Consider the following 20,640-nt stretch of genomic DNA (forward strand, 5'->3'; position numbering starts at 1 on the left):
CGGCGGCTGTTTCACACCCACTTGGCCATGGGCGGCAGGCTCATCAGCACGGCATCGGCATCATGCCCGGTGGCAAGGCCGAATTTCGTTCCCCGATCATAGACCAGATTGTATTCGGCATAGAGACCGCGATGGATCAGCTGCGCCTCTCGGTCGGCATCTGTCCAAGGCTGGCTCATGCGGCGCTCGGCCAAGGGCAGGAAGGCGGGCAGGAACGCCTCGCCCACCGCCTTGGTAAAGGCGAAGTCGGCCTGCCAGTCACCGCTGTTCAGATCGTCATAGAAGATCCCGCCGACGCCGCGCGCCCGACCGCGATGCGGGATATAGAAATACTCATCCGCCCAAGCCTTGAAGCGGTCGTAGTAATCCGCCCCGTGCGGCGCGCAGGCCGCGCGGAGAGTGTCGTGGAAATGTTCGGTATCTTCAGTGACTTCAAGGCAAGGGTTCAGGTCGGTTCCACCCCCGAACCACCACGCGCCAGGGGTCCAGAACATCCGCGTGTTCATATGGACAGCAGGCGCGTGCGGATTGCGCATATGCGCAACAAGACTGATCCCCGAGGCCCAGAAGCGCGGGTCGCTGTCGATCCCCGGCACACCGCGCGCCGCCATCGACTTGCGGGCGGCGTCCGAAAGTTCTCCATGCACCGCCGACCAGTTCACGCCGACCTTCTCGTACACCCGGCCCTCGCGCATGACCGACATCAGCCCGCCGCCACCGCCTTCGGCGCGGCGCGTCTCGCGCAGCTCGAACCGACCCGCGGGCAGATCCCCCGGACCCTGATCCTCAAGCGCCTCGAAAGCCGCGACGATCCGGTCGCGCAATTCGCGGAACCACGCCGCCGCCATTTCCCGTTCTGCCTGCATCTTCATTCCGTTACCCTGCATTCGTGAATTGCCGGGACGACGAACCGGCCATATCCTTGGGTGAAACAACTAGAGATCGCGACCATGTCCCGCAACCTCGTGCTTGGCTTGTTGCCCGTGCTGATCCTGACCGCCTGCGGCACCCCGCAGGAACGTTGCATCGGCCGGAACACCAGCGAATACAGAAGCGTCTCGCGGCTTCTGGCCGAGGTCGAGGGAAACCTTGCCCGCGGCTACGCCTGGGAGGAACGGCAGGTCACCCGGACCGAATGGGACAATTGCCCCTTTGTCGTCTATGACCGCGACGGGGATCGCCATGTCGGCTATCGCACCTGCCTGCGCGACGTGACCGATACCGAACGCTACCGCGTCGCCATCGACCCCGCCGCCGAGACCCGCAAGCGCGACAATCTGGCAGCGCGCAAGGCCGAGCTGTCGACCTCGGCCAAGCGTGCGGTCGACGCCTGCAAGGCCGCCTATCCCGAGGAAAAGGGCTAGAAAGCGTGCGGCCCCAGCGGGTCGCCAATGCTGCGCCCACCATCGACACGGATGATCTGCCCGGTGATGAAGGCTGCGCCTTCGCTGGCCAGGAACTGCACGACCGGTCCCAACTCATCAGCGCCCGCGATCCGGCCCAGCGGCGTCGCCGCGATCAGCCGGTCGCGCAGGGACGGGTCTTCGCGCAGGTTCAGCTGCAACTGGTTCGACATCATCGAGCCGAAGGCCACGCCGTTCACCCTGATCCGCTTCGGAGCCAACGCCATCGCCAATGAGCGCGTCGCCTGCGCCTGCGCGGCGCTGGCAATGGAATAGGCCAGCATCTGCGGCTGCGGTCGATCGGCGGCCAGCGAGGTCAGGTTGATGATCGCGCCATTCTGCAAGGCTTCCGGATTGTCCTCGGCCTCGGCCTGCGCAACCATGCGCTTCGCCACCATCTGCGACAGTTTCAGCCCCGAGATCATGTTCTCGCGCATCATGTCGCCCATCAGTTCGTCGCTGACGGCCAGCGGGTCGCAGGGCTGCACGGCGCGATGGGCGTTCACCAGAATGTCGATGCGGTCAAAGGCGTCGATGGTGGCCGAAACCAGATTGGCCAAGGTCAGCTTCTGCCCCAGATCGCCGGCAAAGCCGCGGAACGGACCGTCGGATTTCAGTTCCTCGCCCAGTTCGGCATCAAGTGCGGCTTCGTCGCTGTCGGCAACCATGACATTGGCGCCGGCCTCGGCCAGATGGCGGGCAATCGCCAGCCCCAGACCGCGCGCGGCGCCGGTCACGATCGCAGTCTTGCCCTGGACAGAGAGGCTCATCTTCGGCGGCCCTTCGACATGGGTTTGGCCTTGCCCGGACGCTGCGCGCCGGTGGCGGTCAGAATCTTGAAGCGGGAATCGCCGCCGATCTCGGCCACATCGGCAAAGACCTGACGCAGGGTCTGTTCGTAGGGCAGGTGGCGGTTCGCCACCATCCACAGCCGCCCGGCCCCGGTCAGCAGACCGGCGGCGGCGCGGATGAAGCCCTCGCCCAGCCGCGGATTGGCGGCACGCCCTTCGTGGAAGGGCGGGTTCATGACGACGCCGTTCACCGGCTCGGGCAGGCGGAAATCCAGCGCATCGGCCCAGTGGAACTGCGCCCGCGGGTCGGTGATATTACGGCGCGCGCAATCCAGCGCCACGGCATCGGCCTCAACCAGATGCAGGGTGCCGACGCCGGGACGCTTCAGGATCTGCGCAGACAGCCAGCCCCAGCCCGCGCCCAGATCGACGATGCGGCTCGGCAGTTTGTCGGGCAGATGCGCGGCCAAAGCCACGGATGCCGGATCGGGCGCATCGGCCGAGAACACGCCAGGACGGGTCACGAAACCCTCGGCCGCGATATGGTCGCGGGCGGCCCAATCCTCGGGCAGCCAGCCGGGCTGCGGCAGGGTCAGGCGGAAGATCTTGCCGTGGGCGCGCGATTGCACCTCATCGACGGGGGCCATCCCGCGCAATTCCTTCAGCACGGAATCGACGCCATCGGTCTTTTGCCCGTCGATCCAGACAGAGGCGCCGGGCGGCACATGCGCCGCCACCGTGGCCAGACGCGCCCGCGCCTCGGCCCGGGCGCGGGGCAGAAAGACCACCGCCGCGTCGAATTCGCCCTGCGCCTCGGTGACGGGGGCAAAGCCCTGCCCCTTCAGCGCCGCGAAATCGGGAAACTGGCGCTGGACGATCTGCGTCCGCGCCGGGTCAAAATGATTCAGATCGCTCTGGGCATCTGCGCCGATCAGCAACAGACGACCCTCTGGCGGCGTACCGCCAAACACGAGCTCCAGTCGGGAACCTGCCACGTGTTACTCTTTTTCCATGGTGCATTGCAGCGGATGCTGCTGACGGCGGGCAAGTTCCATGACCTGCGCCACCTTGGTTTCGGCGATCTCATGCGAGAAGACGCCCACAACCGCCACACCCTTGCGGTGGACGGTCAACATGATCTCGATCGCTTGAGCATGTGTCATATTGAACAGCCGCTCCAGCACATGAACGACGAACTCCATCGGGGTGAAGTCATCGTTCAAAAGCAGGACCTTGTACATCGGAGGGCGCTGCGTGCGCGGCTTGGTCTTGACCGCAAGATCGACATCCTCACGGTCATGGGGGTGATTGGTCATGAACGGATCTGTCACTTCGGCTGCAATGGGGTAGGATCGGATCAAGCACCGAATATAGGATTTTTCTGATCCGATGTAAGCCCCCGTTCACAATGGCATTCAGGGCAAAAGCGAAGAAAAAGCCGGGGAATCCACGCAAGGTTACGGTTTTCTCAACAATGAAGCCGTGATATTGTCTGAATATTAACGAAGGCTCGGCATGTTTTGACCGAGCCTCAGAGGCAGAAGAGACCGGGACAGTGAGCAGAATCACCAAACAGGTCCGACTCGGACTGATGATCCTTTTGGCGTGGGCGCTGCCCATGGCTGTTGCCGCGGCACCTTTCGCGGCATTCGTCATGGATGCGCGAACCGGCAAGGAAATCTACGCCCAGAATGCGGACACGCGCCTGCATCCGGCCTCTCTGACCAAGATGATGACGCTGTACATGGCGTTTACCGCCATTGAGCGTGGACAGGTCCGGCTGGATTCCAAATTCACCGTGTCCAGCCATGCCGCGAACCAGCCGCCGTCGCGTCTGGGGCTGAAGCCGGGACAGAAAATCGAGCTGCGCTACCTGATCCGCGCGGCTGCGGTGAAATCGGCCAATGACGCTGCGACGACGATCGGCGAAAACCTCGCCGGGTCCGAGCCGAAGTTCGCCGCGCAGATGACCGCGATGGCCAAGGCGCTGGGGATGCGGAATTCGAACTTCCGCAACGCCAACGGCCTGACCGTCGAAGGGCATTACTCGACCGCGCGCGACATGAGCCTGCTGGGCCGCCGCCTGTTCTATGATTTCCCGCAATATTACTCGATCTTCTCGCGCCGTTCGGCGGATGCGGGGATCGCCACCGTCTCCAGCACGAACAAGCGCTTCCTTGACAGCTATGAAGGCGCGGACGGCATCAAGACGGGCTATACCCGCGCTGCCGGCTTCAACCTGACCGCCTCGGCCAAGCGTGGTTCCAAACGCATCATCGCGACCGTTCTGGGCGGCAATTCGACCGCGCATCGCAACCAGGTGATGGCGCAATTGCTGGACGCAGGCTTCGGCAGCGCCCCCCGCTCGGTCGGCGAGGTCAAGCCCGCCGCCCCCGATCTGATGGTCGAAAAGAAAGTGACCCGTCGCGTTCAGGTCGCGCGGATCGAGCCGACGCCGGTCTCGGCACCGGCATCCGAGCCGGTCACGGTCGTGGACGGGGACCGTCCGGTGGCCCGCGCCTCGACCGTCGCCATCGTGACACCCAAGGCGATTTCGGCGGCCGTCGCCAAGGCACAGGCTGCCTCGCGTCAGGCAGGCGCTTCCGGGACGGACTCGCGCCCGACGCGCAAGCCTTTGCCGCCGGTGGCCTCGGCCTCGACCAAGGGGTCGGATGATCTCTCGGTCGCCTCGCCGCGCCCGAGCAGCCGCCCCGAGGGTGACATGCCGGCCGACGTGACCCCGATCACTCCGCGCCCGGTGGCTGCACCGCGCCGCGACGAATCCGCCAGCCTTGCGCAGCCCGGCGCGGCCTCATTGTTCATGCTCAGCCCCCTGCCCGCCCCGGCGATCGAGCCAGAAGTTGAGCAGGCACAGGCCGAAACCGGCGACGAAATCATCCTTGCTGCCCGCGACGACAGCGACTCGGTCCAGACCAAGGCGACCCAGACGCTGAGCCGTCGTACCAGCGGCAATACGGGCTATGGCGTTTCGCTGGGTCTTTACCGCTCGGAGGCCGAGGCGCACAAATTGCTGCAGCGCGCCGCCCTGCAGGAAAGCGCGTCGCTGGGCAATGCCGCCAGCCGCGTCGATACCACCAAACGAGGATACGAGGCGAACTTCCTCGGCATGTCCAAGGACATGGCCGAACTCGCCTGCGGCCGCCTTGCTGCGCGACAGCAGAACTGCACGGTAATCGGACCTTAACCGTTCCCGAGGCAATCAGCGCAGTAGACTTTACCGCCCGGTTCATGCCGGGCGGTTTCTTATTACGGCTTTGGCCGGTCGTCCCAATCCTTGCTGAGGATGCGTTCGGCATCCCCCTTGGGATCTTCGAATTGCCTGCCGCGGAGCGCCCAGACAAATGCCGCAAGCCCTACCGCACCCAGCCCCAGCGACACGGGAATCAGAATCACGAGGATTTCCATGTCATCCTCCTTTCAGCGCAACCGCAGCGCGTTCAGCGTAACGCTGATCGAGCTGAGCGACATGGCCAGCGCCGCCATCAGCGGCGTGGCAAAGCCCGCAATCGCGAAGGGCACGGCGACGATATTGTAAAGGACCGAGATCGAGAAATTCTCCTTGATGCGCGCGCGGGCCTTGCGGGCAACCGTCAATGCCTCGGGCACTGGGCTCAGGTCATTCCCGAGCATCACCATATCCGAAGCTGTCCGCGCAGCATCCAGCGCCGAAGCGGGCGACAGCGAGACATGCGCCATGCTGAGCGCCGCCGTATCGTTCAGCCCATCGCCCACCATCAGCACATGGCATCCCTCATCCGCCAAGGCGCCGACCCGGTCGGCCTTGGCCATGGGCGAAACATCGGCCTGCCATTCCGCAATGCCAAGCCGCCCGGCCAGATCGCGCACCACTGGTTCGGCATCGCCCGACAGCAACACCACGCGACGACCGCTGGCCAGAATTTGCGTAACGGCCTCCTCGGCTCCGGGGCGCAGGCGATCGACGAAATCCAGACGGGTTGCAGGCATGTCCGCAAACTGGAACCATGTTGCGGACATGGTGGCATCGCCATGACTGGCCCCCAACCATTCCGCACGACCCAAACGGACCTGAGTGTCCCCCATCATGGCCAAGACGCCATTGCCCGGCTGTTCCCGAACATCGCCCAGCACGGCGGGCACCGTTCCCACCGCAATCAGCGCCTGCGCCAAAGCCTGCGCCAGCGGATGCGACGAGGCCTGCGCCAGCGCCAAAGCCATGGGGCGCTGCTCCATCGGCAGCGGATCAAGCGAGACCAGTTGCGGCACGCCCATGGTCAGGGTCCCGGTCTTGTCGAAAACGACGGTATCGACCTCGGCCAACCGTTCCAGCGCCGTCCCGTCCTTGATCAGCAGCCCGCGCCGGAACAGCCGCCCCGAGGCCGCCGTCACCACCGCCGGGACCGCCAGCCCCAGTGCGCAGGGGCAGGTGATGATCAAGACCGCCGCCGCGATATTCACCGCGCGGCGCAGGTCATGGGTCGCCAGATACCAGCAAAGGAAGCTGGCAAAGGCCAGCAGATGCACCATGGGCGAATAAAGCCGCGAGGCACGCTCGGCCAGCGAGGTATAGCGCCCCCGCGCCGATTCCGCCGCCGCGACCAGTTGCGTCAGCCGGGCCAGCGAACTGTCCCGCCCCGCCGCCGTCACGCGCAGGATCAATTGGCCGGTCAGGTTCACCTCTCCGGCGGACAGCGCCATGCCGGGCGCGGCGGGAACCGGGATGCTTTCGCCGGTCAGCAGGGCGCGGTCGATCTCGCTGGCGCCTTCGATGATCTCGCCATCGGCGGGAACGCGGGCACCGGGACGCAGGCGGATCAGGTCGCCGAGGATTAGTTCCGAAACCGGGACGGGCTCATCCCCGCTTGCGGTCAGGCGAAAGGCGCGGGGCACTTCCAGCGCGGTCAGCTCTTCGGCGGCGGAACGGGCCACGGCGCGGGTGCGGTAATCCAGATAGCGCCCGACCAGTAAAAAGAAGCACAGCATCACCGCCGCGTCGAAATAGGCGTGATGACCGGAATGCAGCGTTTCAAAGACCGAAATCGCGCTGGCAAGGATCAGCGCCAACGAAATCGGCACATCCATCCCCAGCCGCCCCGCCCGAAGCGACCGCGCCGCGCTGGAGAAAAACGGCTGCCCGGCAAAAGCCACCGTCGGCAGCGCGATCGCGCCCGAGAGGAAATGGAACAGATCGCGGGTGGCATCCGCCGCACCCGACCAGACGGCGACGGACAGGATCATGATGTTCATCATCGCAAAGCCCGACACGCCGATCCGCATCAGGATGTCGCGGCCCTGCCGGTCGGCGGCGGATGCGCTCAGCGCTGCGGGGTCCAGTTCATGCGCCTCATAGCCCACGGCCTCGACCACGGGAATCAGCTCCGGCGCAGCAAGGCCGGGTGCGTCCACAGTGACGCGGCGCAGGGTCAGGTTCACCCGCGCCTCACGCACGCCGGGATGGGCCAGAAGCGCACGTTCGACATCGGAAATGCAGGTCGCGCAATGGATGGTCGGCAGGGACAGGATGATGTCCTCGGCCCCGCCCCGTCCGGCGATGCGCTGCGCGAGCGGGGCCGCGTCGCAGGCGGGACAGGCCGAGAGCCGGGCGTCGTGAAGTGTCGCGTCGCTCATCTTACTTCACCCGGCTGCCATGATAATGGTCGATGCGCTGGCGGAACTCGGTCCCGTCAGGGGCGGTCGCACGGATGCGGATGTTCCACACCCCCGAAGCCAACTCCATCGGCGCAACATAGACCCCGCCTTCATAGGTAAAGCGCGGATGCAGGTCGTCCTTGACATAGGTCGGGCGGCCCACCGTCACCTCAAGCGTTTCGACCGGGGCGGGATTGCCGCGCGCATCCTGGATCGACAGGGTCATTTCGCGCCCGTCATATTCGGGCGTCACCACCCATCCCAAAGCCTGCTGAAGGTTGCGGTCATGATCGAAGCTTTGCGAGGCGACATAGCTGTTCGCGACCTCCAGCCCCGGAAACGTGCCCACGGCCTTGATCGCCATGAATACATTGACCGCGATGATGGTCCCGAAGGCCCCAAGGGTAATCGCCAGCACATGCCGGCCGGTCAGTTGCCCGCTCATCATTCGCCCCTTCCGTGGAATACCGTGTCGATGCTGGATTTCACGCCGTCGCCTGCATCCTCGACCCAAAGGGTCAGTTCGGCCTGCCCGCCCTCTGCCAGATCCGAACCGGGCGCGGCGGTCAGATAGATGCGCTGGCTGTGGGTGGTGTCGGCCTCGACCGGGATGGTGGTGTCGGTCAGCCCTTCCAGTAGTAGCACCGCCCCTTGCGGCGCCGTGCCATCCGGCCCCGCGACCGAGACGCGGAACTCGTGCTTCGCCCCCTGCTTGTTGCGCAGGCGCAGGACATAGGTGTTCCGGACCGCGCCATCGGCCATGGTCACGTAAAGCGGATTGCGCACCGGCGTCACGTTCAGATCAAAGGGTGAGCGCATGAACAGCGCGGCAATCAGCGCAATCCCGATCCCGGCCCAAAGCGTGAAATACAACAGCGTCCGTGGCCGCAGGATGTGGCGCAGCACGGATTTGGGCTTTTCGCCCGCGCGCTCGGCGGTCTCGTCCTTGAGCGCCATGTAGTCGATCAGCCCGCGCGGCTTGCCAATCTTGTCCATCACGTCGTCGCAGGCGTCGATGCACAGCGCGCAGGTGATGCATTCCATCTGCTGCCCGTCGCGGATGTCGATGCCCATCGGGCAGACGTTCACGCAGGCCATGCAATCTACGCAGTCGCCCTTGTCCCCACCATCCGAGCGCGTGGCCTCACCCTTGGCGATCTTGCCGCGCGGCTCACCCCGCCAGTCGCGATAGGCGACGGTCAGGGTGTCCTCGTCCATCATCGCGGCCTGAATGCGCGGCCAGGGACAGGCATAGATGCAGATCTGCTCGCGTGCGAAGCCGCCAAAGACAAAGGTCGTCGCGGTCATCACCCCCATGGTGATATAGGCGACGGGATGCGCCTGCCCGGTAAACAGGTTGCCAAGCAGCGTCGGCGCGTCGGTGAAATAGAAGATCCACGCGCCACCGGTCATCACCGCGATGATCAGCCAGATCGTCCATTTCGTCAGCCGCAGCCGCAGCTTGCGCGCGTCCCAAGGTGCGTTCCACAGGCGGATCCGGGCATTGCGGTCGCCATCCACCCAACGCTCGGTCAGGATGAAAAGATCGGTCCAGACCGTCTGCGGGCAGGTATAGCCGCACCAGACCCGGCCCAATGCGGATGTGAACAGGAACAGCCCCAGCCCCGCCATGACCAGCAGCCCGGCCACGAAATAGAATTCATGCGGCCAGATCTCGATCCAGAAAAAGAAGAAGCGGCGATTGGCCAGATCGACCAGAACCGCCTGATCCGGCAGATGCGGACCCCGGTCCCAGCGGATCCAGGGCGTGATGTAATAGATCCCCAGCGTCACCGCCATGATGATCCATTTCAGATTGCGGAACCAGCCGTGGACGCGCCGGGGAAAGATCGGTTCGCGGGCGGCATAAAGTCGTGGCGGGTCGATGTCGGATTGCGACATGTCTGGCTCCTCAAGGCGCGCGACCGGATGGTTTGCGCCTGAATCTGCGTCCGAACCGAGCGCAGCAGTTGGAATTCAGGCACCGGTCCCCGGGGAAACGCGCAAGTCCGGGGACCGGTACCACCGAAGCCCGTTGCCGGGCCGCGGATCAGGATTCATTCGCCGCCGCCAAGTCCGTGGACATAAGAGGCAACGGCGCGGATATCGGCCTCGGACAGGCGGCCCGACCATGCCGGCATGACGCCGAAGGGGCCGTCATGCACGATGCGGGTGATCGTGGCCGCGTCCGAACCATAGAGCCAGACCGCGTCGGTCAGGTCCGGCGCACCCTGCTCGCGGTCGCCCTTGCCGTCCTCGCCGTGGCAGGACACGCAATTGTCGGCAAAGATCGTCGCGCCTTCGGCCGCCATCGCCGCATCATGCGGCTTGCCGCCCAGTTCCAGCACATGATTCACGACCTGCCGGATCTGGGTCCGGTCCAGCATCCCGTCGGTGCCAAAGCGCGGCATTTCCGAATAGCGGGTGTCGCCATCCTTGGGATCGCGGATACCGTGCTGGACGGTGGCATAGATCTGCTCAAGCGAGCCTCCCCACAGCCAGTCATTGTCCAGAAGCGAGGGATAGCCCGTGGCCCCACCCGCGCCCGAGCCGTGGCACTGCGCGCACCATGTCCGGAAAATCGCCCCACCCGCATTTGGGGTGTAATTCGCCAGTTCCGGGTCGGCGGCGATCTGCTCCAGCGGGGTTTCGACCAGCCGGGCCTGAATCGGCGCATTGGCCTCGGCAAAGCGGCTGATGTCGGCGGCGACCTCGGCGCGGTTGTTGGTTCCCAGCAACCCTTGGGTCGCCCGCGTCACCATCGGGATCGCCGGATAAAGGAACATGTAGATGACCGCCCAGACGATGGTCGCGTAAAAGGTCCACAGCCACCAGCGCGGCAGAGGGTTGTCGTATTCCTCGATTCCGTCCCAGCTATGGCCGGTCGAGGGCACCTCGACCACCACCCGCGCGCCCTTGCGGTCGCGCACGACGCGGGTGCTGCCGGGCTTGTGCAGTGGCTCGCCATCGGGGCCTAGCGGCGGGTCGGCGGCGATCTGCGCCTCATGCGTCTTGTCGGCGGCCACGCGCTCCAGCTCGATCCGGTTGTCAGGATTCTTGGGGCTGGTGTGTTCGTCATCCGTGTCGGCCATCACTTGACCTCCTCTGGGCCCTCGGGCTGCCCCTCAAGGGCCGGGCTTTTCTCATTGCGGAAGATGCTTTCGGCGGCGTCGCGATGCAGCGGGCGCGAGCCCGGCCGCCACGCGAACAGGATGGTCCCGACAAAGAACAGGACCAGAACCACCAGCACCCAGCTATCGGCCAGCTGACGCAGGAAGGAATAATGCTCCATCCCCGCCCCCTACCTGTTCGGGTCCGGCTCGAAGGTCGAAAAGTCGACCATCGTGCCCAGCACCTGCAGATAGGCCACCAGCGCATCCATTTCCGATACGCCAGCGCGGCGGTCGAAATTGCGCTGCTGCGCGCCGGGATAGCGTTCCTCAAGTCCCGAGGCGTCAGCATCCGGGTCGGCCTGCGCACGGAAGTCGGTGATGGCGGCCTCGACCATCTCGTCACTATAGGGGACGCCCACGACGGCATCGGTCGACAGCCGCTCGCGCATGTTCGAGGGGTCGATGATCCGGTCATGCAGGAAGCCGTAAGCGGGCATGATCGATTCCGGCACCACGGCCTGCGGGTTGGTCAGGTGGTCGATATGCCATTCGTCCGAATAGCGCCCGCCGACCCGCGCCAGATCCGGTCCGGTGCGCTTGGAACCCCATTGGAACGGGTGGTCATACATCGATTCCGCGGCAAGGCTGTAATGGCCGTAGCGCTCGACCTCATCCCTCATCGGGCGGATCATCTGGCTGTGGCAGACATAGCAGCCCTCGCGGACATAGATGTCGCGGCCTTTCAGTTCCAAGGGCGTGTAGGGACGCACGCCCGTCACCTTCTCGATGGTATTTTCCAGATAGAACAGCGGCGCGATCTGAACGATGCCGCCGATGGTGACGACGATGAAGGAAAAGACCAGCAGCAGCGTGGCGTTCTTTTCAAGGATCTTGTGCTTTTCAAGGATTGCCATGATCGGTCCTCACTCGGCCGGGACGGCGATGGTGGTCGCCTGCGTCTTGGGCTGGCGATTGACCGTGGCCCAGAGGTTGTAGCACATGATCACCCCACCGGTCAGGTATAGGACCCCGCCCAGCGCGCGCACCACGTTCATCGGGAATTTCGCGGCCACGGTGTCGGCAAAGGCGTTGACCAGGAAGCCTTGCGCGTCGACCTCGCGCCACATCAGCCCCTCCATGATCCCCGAGACCCACATCGAGGCCGCGTAAAGGACCAACCCAATGGTCGCGAGCCAGAAGTGCCAGCTGACCAGCGCGTTGGAATACAGCCGATCCCGGCCCCAAAGCCGGGGCGTCAGGTAGTAAAGCGCGCCAAAGGTGATCATGCCGTTCCAGCCCAGCGCGCCGGAATGCACGTGTCCGATGGTCCAGTCGGTGTAATGGGACAGCGAGTTCACGGCCTTGATCGACATCATCGGCCCTTCGAACGTCGCCATGCCATAGAAGCCGACCGCAACGACCATCATGCGCAGCACCGGATCGGTGCGCAGCTTGTCCCATGCCCCCGAGAGCGTCATCAGCCCGTTGATCATGCCCCCCCATGAGGGCATCCACAGCATGATCGAAAAGACCATGCCCAAGGTCGAGGCCCAGTCGGGCAGCGCCGTATAGTGCAGGTGGTGCGGACCGGCCCAGATATACAGAAAGATCAGCGCCCAGAAGTGGATGATCGACAGCTTGTAGCTGTAGACTGGGCGTTCGGCCTGCTTGGGGATGAAGTAGTACATCATTCCAAGGAAGCCTGCGGTCAGGAAGAAGCCCACCGCGTTATGGCCATACCACCATTGCGTCATCGCATCCTGCACGCCCGAGAACAGCTGCACGGATTTGCTGCCCAGGAAGCTGACCGGAACCGACAGGTTGTTGATGATATGCAGCATCGCGATGGTCACGATGAAGGACAGGTAGAACCAGTTCGCGACATAGATATGGGGCTCGCGCCGCTTCAGGATCGTGCCAAGGAATACCGCCAGATAGGCGACCCAGACCACGGTCAGCCACCAGTCCACATACCATTCCGGCTCGGCGTATTCCTTGGATTGCGTCGCACCAAGGATATAGCCGGTCGCCGCCAGCACGATGAACAGCTGATAGCCCCAGAACACGAACCAGCCCAGATTGCCGCCCCAGAGCCGCGCCGCCGAGGTGCGCTGCACCACATAGAACGAGGTTGCGATCAGCGCATTGCCACCAAAGGCAAAGATCACCGCTGATGTATGCAGCGGCCGCAGCTTGCCGAAGTTGGTGTAGCCATGGGTGATCTCGCTCAGGTTCAGCGCCGGAAAGGCCAGCTGAAAGGCGATGACCACGCCGACAAGAAAGCCGACCACACCCCAGAAGGCGGTGGCGATCACCCCCGCCCGCACGACACCGTCGAAATATTCGGTCTCGGGGTGGGGTTCCAGCGAGGGTTGTTCATTGCCCATCTGGCGCAGCACGCGGATGAACATGAAACCCGCGACCAGCATGATGATCAATGCGTTGACGATATAGGCCGGATCATCGGGCCGCGCCCAGTTGGCGGCGATCGCGGCAAGCACCGCAATCACCCCCAGCACGATCAGCTTGACGGTATCCAACATGCGATTCTGGTCCCTTCCTGCTCGGTCAGGGGCGCAAATTGCACGCCGTCTCGCGTCCGTCCGCGGGCCTGACGGAATGAAGCTACGCGGGAAGCCTCTCACGCTACTTTGATCTGCGTCAACCTTCGCCGCGCAAAGCTGTGTAAACTTGGAAAAATACCGGACATGAAATTCGGAACATGCCAAAGTCCGGTGCATCACGACGCCGCGTCATACGCGGGGGAAAGGAGCGACCATGCCGTACAAATCCATTCTGACTGTGATGACGAGCGAGGCCCAGCACGAACAGCTGGAATCCGCCATCGCCATGACCCGCCGCGAGGAAGGCCATCTGGACGCGTTCTGCCTTGGGATCGACCACACGCAAAGCGGCTACTACTATGCCGGGGCATCGGCCTATGTGTTCCAGGAGTCGATCGATCAGGCGATGGCGGCAGCCGCGGCGCTGGAACACAAGGTCCGCGACCGCCTGCATGCCGAGGATATCCGCTGGGCCGTTGATTCGGCGGTGGCCCAGATGGGCGGGCTGTCCACCTTGGTCGGCATGCGCGCGCGCTATGCCGATCTGGTGGTGATGGGTCAGCCCTATGGCAAGGACGCGCCCCCCGATGCCGAGGCGATCACCGAAGCCGCGCTGTTCGAAGGCTCGGCCCCGGTGCTGATCGTGCCGGGCCACCTGCGCGAGCCCTTCGGCAAGAAGATCCTGATCGCGTGGAACCAGTCGAGCGAGGCCATGGTGGCCGTCCGCCGCGCCATGCCGCTGCTACAGGCCGCCGAGCAGGTCGAGATCACGGTGATCGATCCCTCACCCAATGGTCCCGAACGCTCGGACCCCGGCGGGGCGCTGTGCCAGATGCTGACCCGTCAGGGCGTCAAGGCCGAGATCGCCGTTCTGGCCCGCACGCTGCCCCAGATCAGTGAGATCATCAACCGCCGCGCCACCGAGATCGGCGCAGATATGGTGGTGATGGGCGCTTACGGCCATTCGCGCTTTCGTCAGGCGATTCTGGGCGGTGCCACGCGCAATATGCTGGAGAAAGCCACGGTCCCGGTCTTCATGGCGCGCTAGGCCGCGGGCGATCTAGCTGGGCAGGCCGCCGTCGGAGTCGTCACCGCTTTCGATGACCAGCGCTTCGAAATCGGGAATGACGACCCGGCGCTTGCCCTCCAGCTCGATCACACCTTCGCGTTTCAGGGCATTCATCTGGCGGCTGACCGTTTCCAGCGTCAGCCCCAGATAATCGGCCATAGCCTCACGAGTCAGCGGCAATTCCACCGCGAAACGGCCCTTGGGCCGCTGCCGTGCCAAGGCCGCCTCGCGCCGGGCAAGGATGACCAGAAGCGAGGCGATCTTTTCCCGCGCCGATTTGCGGCCCAGAAGCAGCAGCCAGTCGCGTGCTGCGTCCAACTCGTCCAGCGTCATTTCCAACAAGCGGCCCGACAAATGCGGCGATTGCGCCAGCAAATGTTCGAAGGGTTTGCGGCGGAAGCAGCACAGCACGATCTCGCTGGTGGCGGTGACGGTATAGGGCGCGATCTGCCGCCCCGGCCGTCCCAGAAAATCGCTGGGCAGCAGCAGCCCCACCATCTGGGTGCGCCCGTCTTCAAGCTGCTGGGTCAGTCCGGCCATGCCCGAAACAACCGAGGCCACGAAATCCATGCCGTCGCCCGCCCAGACGATGACCTGCCCGGCCTCGAAGCTGCGATAGTATTTCATGCCCTCCAGATCGGCGAGCTCATCGGTCTCGCAATGGGCACAGACCGCCCGACTGCGGATCGGACAGACATCACAGGCTTGCTGCGACGATTGGAAGGCCAGGTCGTGCGGCATGATTTGATCTGCATCAAGGAAGAGGGGCGTGGTTTAGACCAAGATAGACATATGGAACAGCAATCGCAACTTCAGCGGCTGGGTTTGTTCGACGCACGCGTCCCTCGCTATACCAGCTATCCCACGGCCCCGCATTTCAGCAATTCCATTGGGGAATCGCGATTTCGGGAATGGATTTCGGCCATTCCGGCGGGGGATTCGATCTCGCTTTATATGCATGTGCCATTCTGTCGCAGGTTGTGCTGGTTCTGCGCCTGCCGCACTCAGGGCACCCAATCCGAGGACCCGGTGCGCGCCTATGCCCAGACCCTTCTGGACGAATTGGCGTTGCTGAAGGCCTCGCTCGCGCCGGGGGTAAAGCTCTCGCGCCTGCATTGGGGGGGCGGTACGCCGACCCTGATGCCCGCCGACGTGATCCGCACGGTCGCGGGCGCGGTTCTGTCGGAATTCCCTTTGGCCGATGGCGCGGAGTTCTCGGTCGAGATCGACCCGAATGAGATCGACGAGACCCGCATGGATGCCCTGGCCGAGGCCGGGCTGACCCGTGCCTCGATCGGGGTGCAGGATTTCGACCCCGAAATCCAGAAGGTCATCGGCCGCGAACAAAGCTACGACATCACCAAGCGCGCCATCGACATGATCCGCGACCGTGGCATTGCCAGCCTGAACGCCGACATCCTGTATGGCCTGCCGCATCAGGACCCGTGGCGCATCTCGCGCACGGTCGAGCAGCTGATCGCGCTGAACCCCGACCGTGTGGCGCTTTACGGCTATGCCCATGTGCCGTGGATGGCCAAGCGGCAGGTGATGATCCCGTCGGAAACGCTGCCCGACCCGCATCAGCGGCTGCGCCTGTTCGAGGTCGCGCGTGAGCTGTTTCTGGACGCAGGCTATGACGAAATTGGCATCGACCACTTCGCCCGCCCCTCGGACGGGCTGGCCGAGGCACAGCAGGCCGGTCGGCTGCGCCGCAATTTCCAGGGCTATACCGACGATCAGGCCAATGTGCTGATCGGTCTGGGCGCCTCGTCGATCTCGCGCTTTCCGCAGGGCTATGCGCAGAACTCGCCCGCGACCGGCAGCCATGTCGGCGCGATCCGCGACGGGCGCTTCTCGACCACGCGGGGCCATGCTTTCTCGGCCGAGGATATCTGGCGCGCCCGCATGATCGAGGCGCTGATGTGCGACTTCGAGATCCGCGCCGATGAATTCATCCGCGACCACGGCTTTACCCCCGAAACATTGGCACAGGTCTTTGCCCCGATTTCGCGGCAATTCGGCATGATGGTGCATGTCGACGATCGGGGCCTGCGCATTCCGCCGCAGGGCCGTGCGCTTACCCGCATGATCGCGCGGATGCTCGACGCTTACGACATGGCCGCATCGGGGCATTCCACGGCGATCTGACGCCTAATGGTGATCATGCGCATGGTCACCGCAGGGATCGCCCTGCCGCTCGGTCTCGATGGTGGCGTGATCGATGCCGAAATCGCGACGAAGCATGGCCTTGGCCAAGCGGACCGCACCGGGTGCGTCTACATCCGGCCCCATCACCAGATGCGCTGACAGCGCGATGCGGCGCTCATCGATCTGCCACATATGGATGTGGTGGACGCTGTCGATGCCGGGAACGGCACGCAAGGATTCCTCGACCGCCTGATGATCGACCCCGTCCGGTGCAGCCAGCATCAGCATGCGCATGACCGGGCTCAACTCGCGAACCACATGCCACATGATCACGACGGAAATCGCCAGTGTCAGGATCGGGTCGGCGATCTGCCAGCCAAGGGCCCAGATCAGCAAGCCACCGAAGATGACTGCGACCGAGACCGCCGCATCCGCCAGATTATGCAGAAACGCCGCGCGGATGTTCACGCTTTCGCGCGAGGCGCGCCAGACCAGCGCCGCGGTCGCCAGATCGATCACCAGCGCCAGCGCTGCCAGCGCCATGACCAGCCCGCCTTGCACCTGAGGCGGGTCGAACAACCGGCCCAGCGCCTCGATCCCCAGCCAGACCGAGACCGCGATCAGCGCGATGTAGTTCACGAAGGCCGCGATGATTTCGGCCCGGCTCCAGCCAAAGCTCATCGCCGGGCTGGCCGGACGCCGCGCCAACCTGCGCGCACCAAAGGCCAGCACCAGCGCCATCGCATCCGAGAGGTTATGCACCCCATCCGCGATCAGCGCCGTCGAATCGGCGATATAACCCCCGGCGATCTGGGCCACAGTCAGACCCAGATTGACGATCACCGCGATCAGGATCGCCCCGTCTCCCACCCCCGAGGGCAGATGACTGTGACCATGCCCGGCATGATCGTGACCCTCGTGATGATGCGCCATCCGCAAGCCTCCTGCAGGGACGCCCGGTCCTCGGGCGCCAACCCCGGATCTCATCGTTTCACAAATACCCCAGCCGCGCCAATGACAGGCGCGACCGCCGGTTCAATGCGCTTCGGCCCAGTTCGCGCCGATACCGGCGTCCACAATCAGCGGCACGTCCAGCTTCACCGCAGGTTCGGCGGCATTTTCCATCACGCCCTTCGCCGCAGCGATCAGCGCATCGACCGCGCCCTCTTCGACCTCGAAGACCAGTTCGTCATGGACCTGCAGCAGCATCTTGGCGGGCAGATCGCGGATCGCCTCGGGCATGCGGATCATGGCGCGGCGGATGATGTCCGCGGCCGCGCCCTGAATCGGAGCGTTGATCGCCGCACGCCGCGCGCCACCGGCAGCAGGACCGTTCTGATTGATCCCCGGCGTCTTAATGCGGCGGCCAAACAGCGTGCGCACGAATCCGTCCTGCTTCGCCTCGGCCACGGTGCGATCCATATAGGCGCGGATTTCCGGGAAGCGCTCGAAATAGGTGTCGATAAAGGCCTGCGCCTCGGCGCGGGGAATGCGCAGATTGCGCGCCAGACCAAAGCCCGAAATGCCGTAGATGACGCCGAAATTGATCGCCTTGGCCCGGCGGCGGACCATCGGGTCCATGCCCTCGACCGGGACGCCGAACATCTGGCTGGCGGTCATGGCGTGAATGTCGATCCCCTCGCGGAAGGCCTGCTTCAGCGCCGGAATTGCGGCCACATGCGCCAGGATACGCAGCTCGATCTGGCTGTAGTCGAGGCTGACGATCCGCATCCCCGTCCCGGCGACAAAGGCTTCGCGGATACGCCGCCCCTCATCGGTCCTGACCGGAATGTTCTGCAGGTTCGGATCGGTCGAGGCCAGCCGCCCTGTCTGCGCCCCGGTGATCGAATAGCTGGTATGGACGCGCCCGGTCTCGGCGTTCACATGCAAAGGCAGCGCATCGGTATAGGTCGATTTCAGCTTCGAGATGCCGCGCCAGTCCAGCACCCGCGCCGGCAGGTCATGGCCTTCGGCTGCCAGATCCTCCAGCACGTCAGCCCCGGTCGAATAGGCTCCGGTCTTGCCCTGCTTGCCGCCTTGCAGGCCCATGCGATCAAACAGGATCTCGCCCAGCTGCTTGGGGCTGCCGACGTTGAAGGGGCCACCGGCCAGCCCGTGGATTTCCTCTTCCAGCGCGGCCATCTTCTGGGAAAACGCGCTCGACATGCGGCGCAGGTGGTCGGCATCGATGCGGATGCCCGCCATCTCCATCTGGGCCAGCACCGGCACCATCGGCCGCTCCAGCGTCTCATAGGCGGTGGCCACCCGCTCGCGCCCCAGACGCGGGCGGAAGTGGTGCCACAGCCGCCATGTTACCTCGGCATCCTCGGCGGCATATTCGGCGGCCTTCTCGACCGGAACCTGCGCAAAGCCGATCTGCGCCTTGCCCGAGCCGATCAGTTCCTTGATCGACACGCAGACATGGCCCAGATAGCGCTCGGCCAATTCATCCATGCCGTGATTGTGGTCGCCCGCATTCAGCGCATAGGACATCAGCATCGTGTCCTCGATCGGCGCGACGTTCAGCCCCAGCCGTGCGAGGATCTTGCAGTCATACTTGATGTTCTGCCCGATCTTCAGGACCGCAGGGTCCTCCAGCACCGGCTTCAGCATGGCCAGCGCGCGTTCCATCGGCATCTGCCCCTCGGCGGCAACCGGACCACCGAACAGATCGCCCACCGCTCCTTCGCTGACATGGCCCAGCGGCAGATAGGCTGCCCGCCCCGGACCCGTGCATAGCGAGACGCCAACCAGATCGGCCACCATCTCATCCAGACCCGTCGTCTCGGTGTCGACGGCAACGACACCTTTCGCGGCAATTTCCGCGACCCATTCGGCCAGCGTCGCCTCATCGCGGATGATGACATAGTGGCTGCGGGCGATGGGCGGCAGCTCGAAAGCCACCGCGGCCGATGCGGGCTTCTCGGCGACGACGGCGGGCGCTTCCGCGCCATAGCGATCCGCCACGCGCGTGGTCAGCGTGCGGAACTCCATCCGGTTCAGGAACTCGATCAGCGCATCCGCATCCGGGTCGCGCAGCTCCAGCGTCTCCAGCCCGTATTCCAGCGGCGTGTCGCAATCCAGCTGCACCAGCCGCTTCGAGATGCGGATCTGCTCGGCATTGTCGATCAGGGTCTGGCGGCGCTTGGGCTGCTTGATCTCGGAGGCGCGTTCCAGCAACGTCTCCAGATCGCCATATTCCTGGATCAGCTGGGCTGCGGTCTTGATCCCGATCCCCGGTGCGCCAGGCACGTTGTCGACCGCATCCCCGGCCAAGGCCTGGACATCGACCACACGCTCCGGGCCGACGCCGAATTTCTCGCGCACCTCGTCGGGGCCGATATCCTTGCCCTTGATCGGGTCAAGCATGCCGACGCCATTGCCCACCAGCTGCATCAGGTCCTTGTCGGAACTGATGATAGTGACGCGTCCACCGGCATCGCGCGCCTTGCAGGACAGGGCGGCGATGATGTCATCGGCCTCATAGCCCTCGGTCTCGATACAGGCGATGTTGAAGGCCCGCGTCGCCTCGCGCGTCAGCGGGAATTGCGGGCGCAGATCCTCGGGCGCTTCGGGACGGTTCGCCTTGTAAAGCGGATAGATGTCATTGCGGAAGGTCTTCGAGGAATGGTCAAAGATCACCGCCGCATGGGTCGGCTGGTCCGACCCCTTGCCGTCCTGCAGATACTTCCACAGCATGTTGCAAAAGCCCGCGACCGCCCCGATCGGCAACCCGTCCGAGCGCCGCGTCAGCGGCGGCAGCGCGTGATAGGCACGAAAGATAAAGGCCGATCCGTCGATCAGATGCAGGTGATGGCCCTTGCCGAATACCTCAGTCATGTCCACGCTGCCTTTCCTGCATCTTTCAAAGCCCCCTTCTGCCATGAAGCCGGGCCGTGTCCA

The 20,640-nt window shown here is 64.5% G+C and carries 19 protein-coding genes; 4 read left to right on the forward strand and 15 right to left on the reverse strand.

Translation table 11 applies throughout. The annotated features are described in order from the left end of the window. Positions 1-11: 11 nt before the first annotated feature. Positions 12-872: an oxygen-dependent coproporphyrinogen oxidase gene (gene hemF / locus IB235_RS00960; protein WP_192334841.1), complete on the reverse strand. Its 861-nt coding sequence runs from the start codon at positions 870-872 to the stop codon at positions 12-14. A 78-nt stretch (positions 873-950) separates the two neighbouring features. Here hemF and IB235_RS00965 point away from each other — a divergent pair, with 78 nt between their 5' ends. Further along, positions 951-1,364 carry a hypothetical protein gene (locus IB235_RS00965; protein WP_192334843.1) on the forward strand — a complete coding sequence of 138 codons (414 nt, stop codon included), beginning with the start codon at positions 951-953 and terminating at the stop codon, positions 1,362-1,364. Here IB235_RS00965 and IB235_RS00970 read toward each other — a convergent pair. From IB235_RS00970 to clpS, 3 genes are read right to left on the reverse strand one after another with little or no spacing between them, the layout of a single operon-like run. Beyond that, entirely contained in the window at positions 1,361-2,173 is an 813-nt protein-coding gene (locus tag IB235_RS00970; RefSeq protein WP_192334846.1) for an SDR family NAD(P)-dependent oxidoreductase, read from the reverse strand. The two genes, IB235_RS00965 and IB235_RS00970, sit on opposite strands and share 4 nt — an antisense overlap. Next, positions 2,170-3,189: a class I SAM-dependent methyltransferase gene (locus IB235_RS00975; protein WP_192334849.1), complete on the reverse strand. Its 1,020-nt coding sequence runs from the start codon at positions 3,187-3,189 to the stop codon at positions 2,170-2,172. Before IB235_RS00975 ends, IB235_RS00970 begins: the two co-directional genes overlap by 4 nt. Before the next feature lie 3 nt (positions 3,190-3,192). Then, positions 3,193-3,510: an ATP-dependent Clp protease adapter ClpS gene (clpS, locus tag IB235_RS00980; protein ID WP_155037742.1), complete on the reverse strand. Its 318-nt coding sequence runs from the start codon at positions 3,508-3,510 to the stop codon at positions 3,193-3,195. Positions 3,511-3,812: 302 nt separating this feature from the next. Between clpS and IB235_RS00985 the strand changes: the two genes are divergently transcribed. Next, positions 3,813-5,399 (forward strand): serine hydrolase, encoded by a 1,587-nt coding sequence (locus IB235_RS00985; RefSeq protein WP_192334851.1) that lies wholly within the window; start codon positions 3,813-3,815, stop codon positions 5,397-5,399. A 62-nt stretch (positions 5,400-5,461) separates the two neighbouring features. On the opposite strand, the gene ccoS is transcribed toward IB235_RS00985, so the two are convergent. The 8 genes from ccoS to ccoN all read right to left on the reverse strand — a co-directional run bounded on the left by ccoS (position 5,462) and on the right by ccoN (position 13,499). Continuing rightward, entirely contained in the window at positions 5,462-5,620 is a 159-nt protein-coding gene (ccoS, locus tag IB235_RS00990; RefSeq protein WP_155037744.1) for a cbb3-type cytochrome oxidase assembly protein CcoS, read from the reverse strand. A 12-nt stretch (positions 5,621-5,632) separates the two neighbouring features. Beyond that, positions 5,633-7,822 (reverse strand): heavy metal translocating P-type ATPase, encoded by a 2,190-nt coding sequence (locus tag IB235_RS00995; protein WP_192334853.1) that lies wholly within the window; start codon positions 7,820-7,822, stop codon positions 5,633-5,635. A 1-nt stretch (position 7,823) separates the two neighbouring features. Beyond that, positions 7,824-8,288 carry a FixH family protein gene (locus IB235_RS01000; protein WP_192334855.1) on the reverse strand — a complete coding sequence of 155 codons (465 nt, stop codon included), beginning with the start codon at positions 8,286-8,288 and terminating at the stop codon, positions 7,824-7,826. Further along, positions 8,288-9,745: a cytochrome c oxidase accessory protein CcoG gene (gene ccoG, locus IB235_RS01005; RefSeq protein ID WP_192334857.1), complete on the reverse strand. Its 1,458-nt coding sequence runs from the start codon at positions 9,743-9,745 to the stop codon at positions 8,288-8,290. The genes IB235_RS01000 and ccoG overlap by 1 nt, the downstream gene beginning before the upstream one ends. A 155-nt stretch (positions 9,746-9,900) precedes the next feature. Continuing rightward, a complete protein-coding gene (ccoP, locus tag IB235_RS01010; RefSeq protein WP_225612009.1) occupies positions 9,901-10,935 on the reverse strand; it encodes a cytochrome-c oxidase, cbb3-type subunit III in 1,035 nt (344 codons plus the stop codon). Further along, a complete protein-coding gene (locus IB235_RS01015; protein ID WP_192334859.1) occupies positions 10,935-11,135 on the reverse strand; it encodes a cbb3-type cytochrome c oxidase subunit 3 in 201 nt (66 codons plus the stop codon). The genes ccoP and IB235_RS01015 overlap by 1 nt, the downstream gene beginning before the upstream one ends. 9 nt (positions 11,136-11,144) lie before the next feature. Further along, positions 11,145-11,870 carry a cytochrome-c oxidase, cbb3-type subunit II gene (ccoO, locus tag IB235_RS01020; RefSeq protein WP_155037749.1) on the reverse strand — a complete coding sequence of 242 codons (726 nt, stop codon included), beginning with the start codon at positions 11,868-11,870 and terminating at the stop codon, positions 11,145-11,147. Between the two features lie 9 nt (positions 11,871-11,879). Then, complete coding sequence (gene ccoN, locus IB235_RS01025; protein ID WP_192334861.1) at positions 11,880-13,499, reverse strand: cytochrome-c oxidase, cbb3-type subunit I; 1,620 nt, start codon at positions 13,497-13,499, stop codon at positions 11,880-11,882. Between the two features lie 235 nt (positions 13,500-13,734). Here ccoN and IB235_RS01030 point away from each other — a divergent pair, with 235 nt between their 5' ends. Further along, positions 13,735-14,568: a universal stress protein gene (locus IB235_RS01030; protein ID WP_155037751.1), complete on the forward strand. Its 834-nt coding sequence runs from the start codon at positions 13,735-13,737 to the stop codon at positions 14,566-14,568. A gap of 12 nt (positions 14,569-14,580) precedes the next feature. Here the strand turns inward: IB235_RS01030 and fnrL are convergent, their stop codons facing one another. Further along, positions 14,581-15,330: a transcriptional regulator FnrL gene (gene fnrL, locus IB235_RS01035; protein ID WP_155037752.1), complete on the reverse strand. Its 750-nt coding sequence runs from the start codon at positions 15,328-15,330 to the stop codon at positions 14,581-14,583. Between the two features lie 51 nt (positions 15,331-15,381). Here fnrL and hemN point away from each other — a divergent pair, with 51 nt between their 5' ends. Then, positions 15,382-16,737 carry an oxygen-independent coproporphyrinogen III oxidase gene (gene hemN / locus IB235_RS01040; protein WP_192334863.1) on the forward strand — a complete coding sequence of 452 codons (1,356 nt, stop codon included), beginning with the start codon at positions 15,382-15,384 and terminating at the stop codon, positions 16,735-16,737. 3 nt (positions 16,738-16,740) lie between these two features. Here the strand turns inward: hemN and IB235_RS01045 are convergent, their stop codons facing one another. Together IB235_RS01045 and polA are read right to left on the reverse strand one after the other, a co-directional pair. Next, the gene (locus IB235_RS01045; protein ID WP_192334866.1) at positions 16,741-17,670 is read right to left on the reverse strand and encodes a cation diffusion facilitator family transporter; all 930 of its coding nucleotides are present in this window, start codon (positions 17,668-17,670) and stop codon (positions 16,741-16,743) included. 102 nt (positions 17,671-17,772) lie between these two features. After that, positions 17,773-20,577, reverse strand: a complete 2,805-nt coding sequence (polA, locus tag IB235_RS01050; RefSeq protein ID WP_192334869.1) for a DNA polymerase I — start codon at positions 20,575-20,577, stop codon at positions 17,773-17,775. Positions 20,578-20,640: the final 63 nt, after the last annotated feature.

Source organism: Paracoccus sp. PAR01 (genome assembly GCF_014851995.1).
GTDB lineage: Bacteria > Pseudomonadota > Alphaproteobacteria > Rhodobacterales > Rhodobacteraceae > Paracoccus > Paracoccus litorisediminis.

What these genes read in the sequence shown, in the direction of transcription:
- ccoN (WP_192334861.1), bottom strand. Translation starts at nt 13,499, where the DNA reads ATGTTGGATACCGTCAAGCTGATCGTGCTGGGGGTGATTGCGGTGCTT.
- ccoG (WP_192334857.1), bottom strand. Translation starts at nt 9,745, where the DNA reads ATGTCGCAATCCGACATCGACCCGCCACGACTTTATGCCGCCCGCGAA.
- IB235_RS00965 (WP_192334843.1), top strand. Translation starts at nt 951, where the DNA reads ATGTCCCGCAACCTCGTGCTTGGCTTGTTGCCCGTGCTGATCCTGACC.
- hemN (WP_192334863.1), top strand. Translation starts at nt 15,382, where the DNA reads ATGGAACAGCAATCGCAACTTCAGCGGCTGGGTTTGTTCGACGCACGC.
- IB235_RS01000 (WP_192334855.1), bottom strand. Translation starts at nt 8,288, where the DNA reads ATGAGCGGGCAACTGACCGGCCGGCATGTGCTGGCGATTACCCTTGGG.
- ccoO (WP_155037749.1), bottom strand. Translation starts at nt 11,870, where the DNA reads ATGGCAATCCTTGAAAAGCACAAGATCCTTGAAAAGAACGCCACGCTG.
- IB235_RS00985 (WP_192334851.1), top strand. Translation starts at nt 3,813, where the DNA reads ATGGCTGTTGCCGCGGCACCTTTCGCGGCATTCGTCATGGATGCGCGA.
- IB235_RS00995 (WP_192334853.1), bottom strand. Translation starts at nt 7,822, where the DNA reads ATGAGCGACGCGACACTTCACGACGCCCGGCTCTCGGCCTGTCCCGCC.
- ccoP (WP_225612009.1), bottom strand. Translation starts at nt 10,935, where the DNA reads ATGGCCGACACGGATGACGAACACACCAGCCCCAAGAATCCTGACAAC.
- IB235_RS01015 (WP_192334859.1), bottom strand. Translation starts at nt 11,135, where the DNA reads ATGGAGCATTATTCCTTCCTGCGTCAGCTGGCCGATAGCTGGGTGCTG.
- IB235_RS00970 (WP_192334846.1), bottom strand. Translation starts at nt 2,173, where the DNA reads ATGAGCCTCTCTGTCCAGGGCAAGACTGCGATCGTGACCGGCGCCGCG.
- clpS (WP_155037742.1), bottom strand. Translation starts at nt 3,510, where the DNA reads ATGACCAATCACCCCCATGACCGTGAGGATGTCGATCTTGCGGTCAAG.
- fnrL (WP_155037752.1), bottom strand. Translation starts at nt 15,330, where the DNA reads ATGCCGCACGACCTGGCCTTCCAATCGTCGCAGCAAGCCTGTGATGTC.
- ccoS (WP_155037744.1), bottom strand. Translation starts at nt 5,620, where the DNA reads ATGGAAATCCTCGTGATTCTGATTCCCGTGTCGCTGGGGCTGGGTGCG.
- polA (WP_192334869.1), bottom strand. Translation starts at nt 20,577, where the DNA reads ATGACTGAGGTATTCGGCAAGGGCCATCACCTGCATCTGATCGACGGA.
- IB235_RS01045 (WP_192334866.1), bottom strand. Translation starts at nt 17,670, where the DNA reads ATGGCGCATCATCACGAGGGTCACGATCATGCCGGGCATGGTCACAGT.
- hemF (WP_192334841.1), bottom strand. Translation starts at nt 872, where the DNA reads ATGAAGATGCAGGCAGAACGGGAAATGGCGGCGGCGTGGTTCCGCGAA.
- IB235_RS01030 (WP_155037751.1), top strand. Translation starts at nt 13,735, where the DNA reads ATGCCGTACAAATCCATTCTGACTGTGATGACGAGCGAGGCCCAGCAC.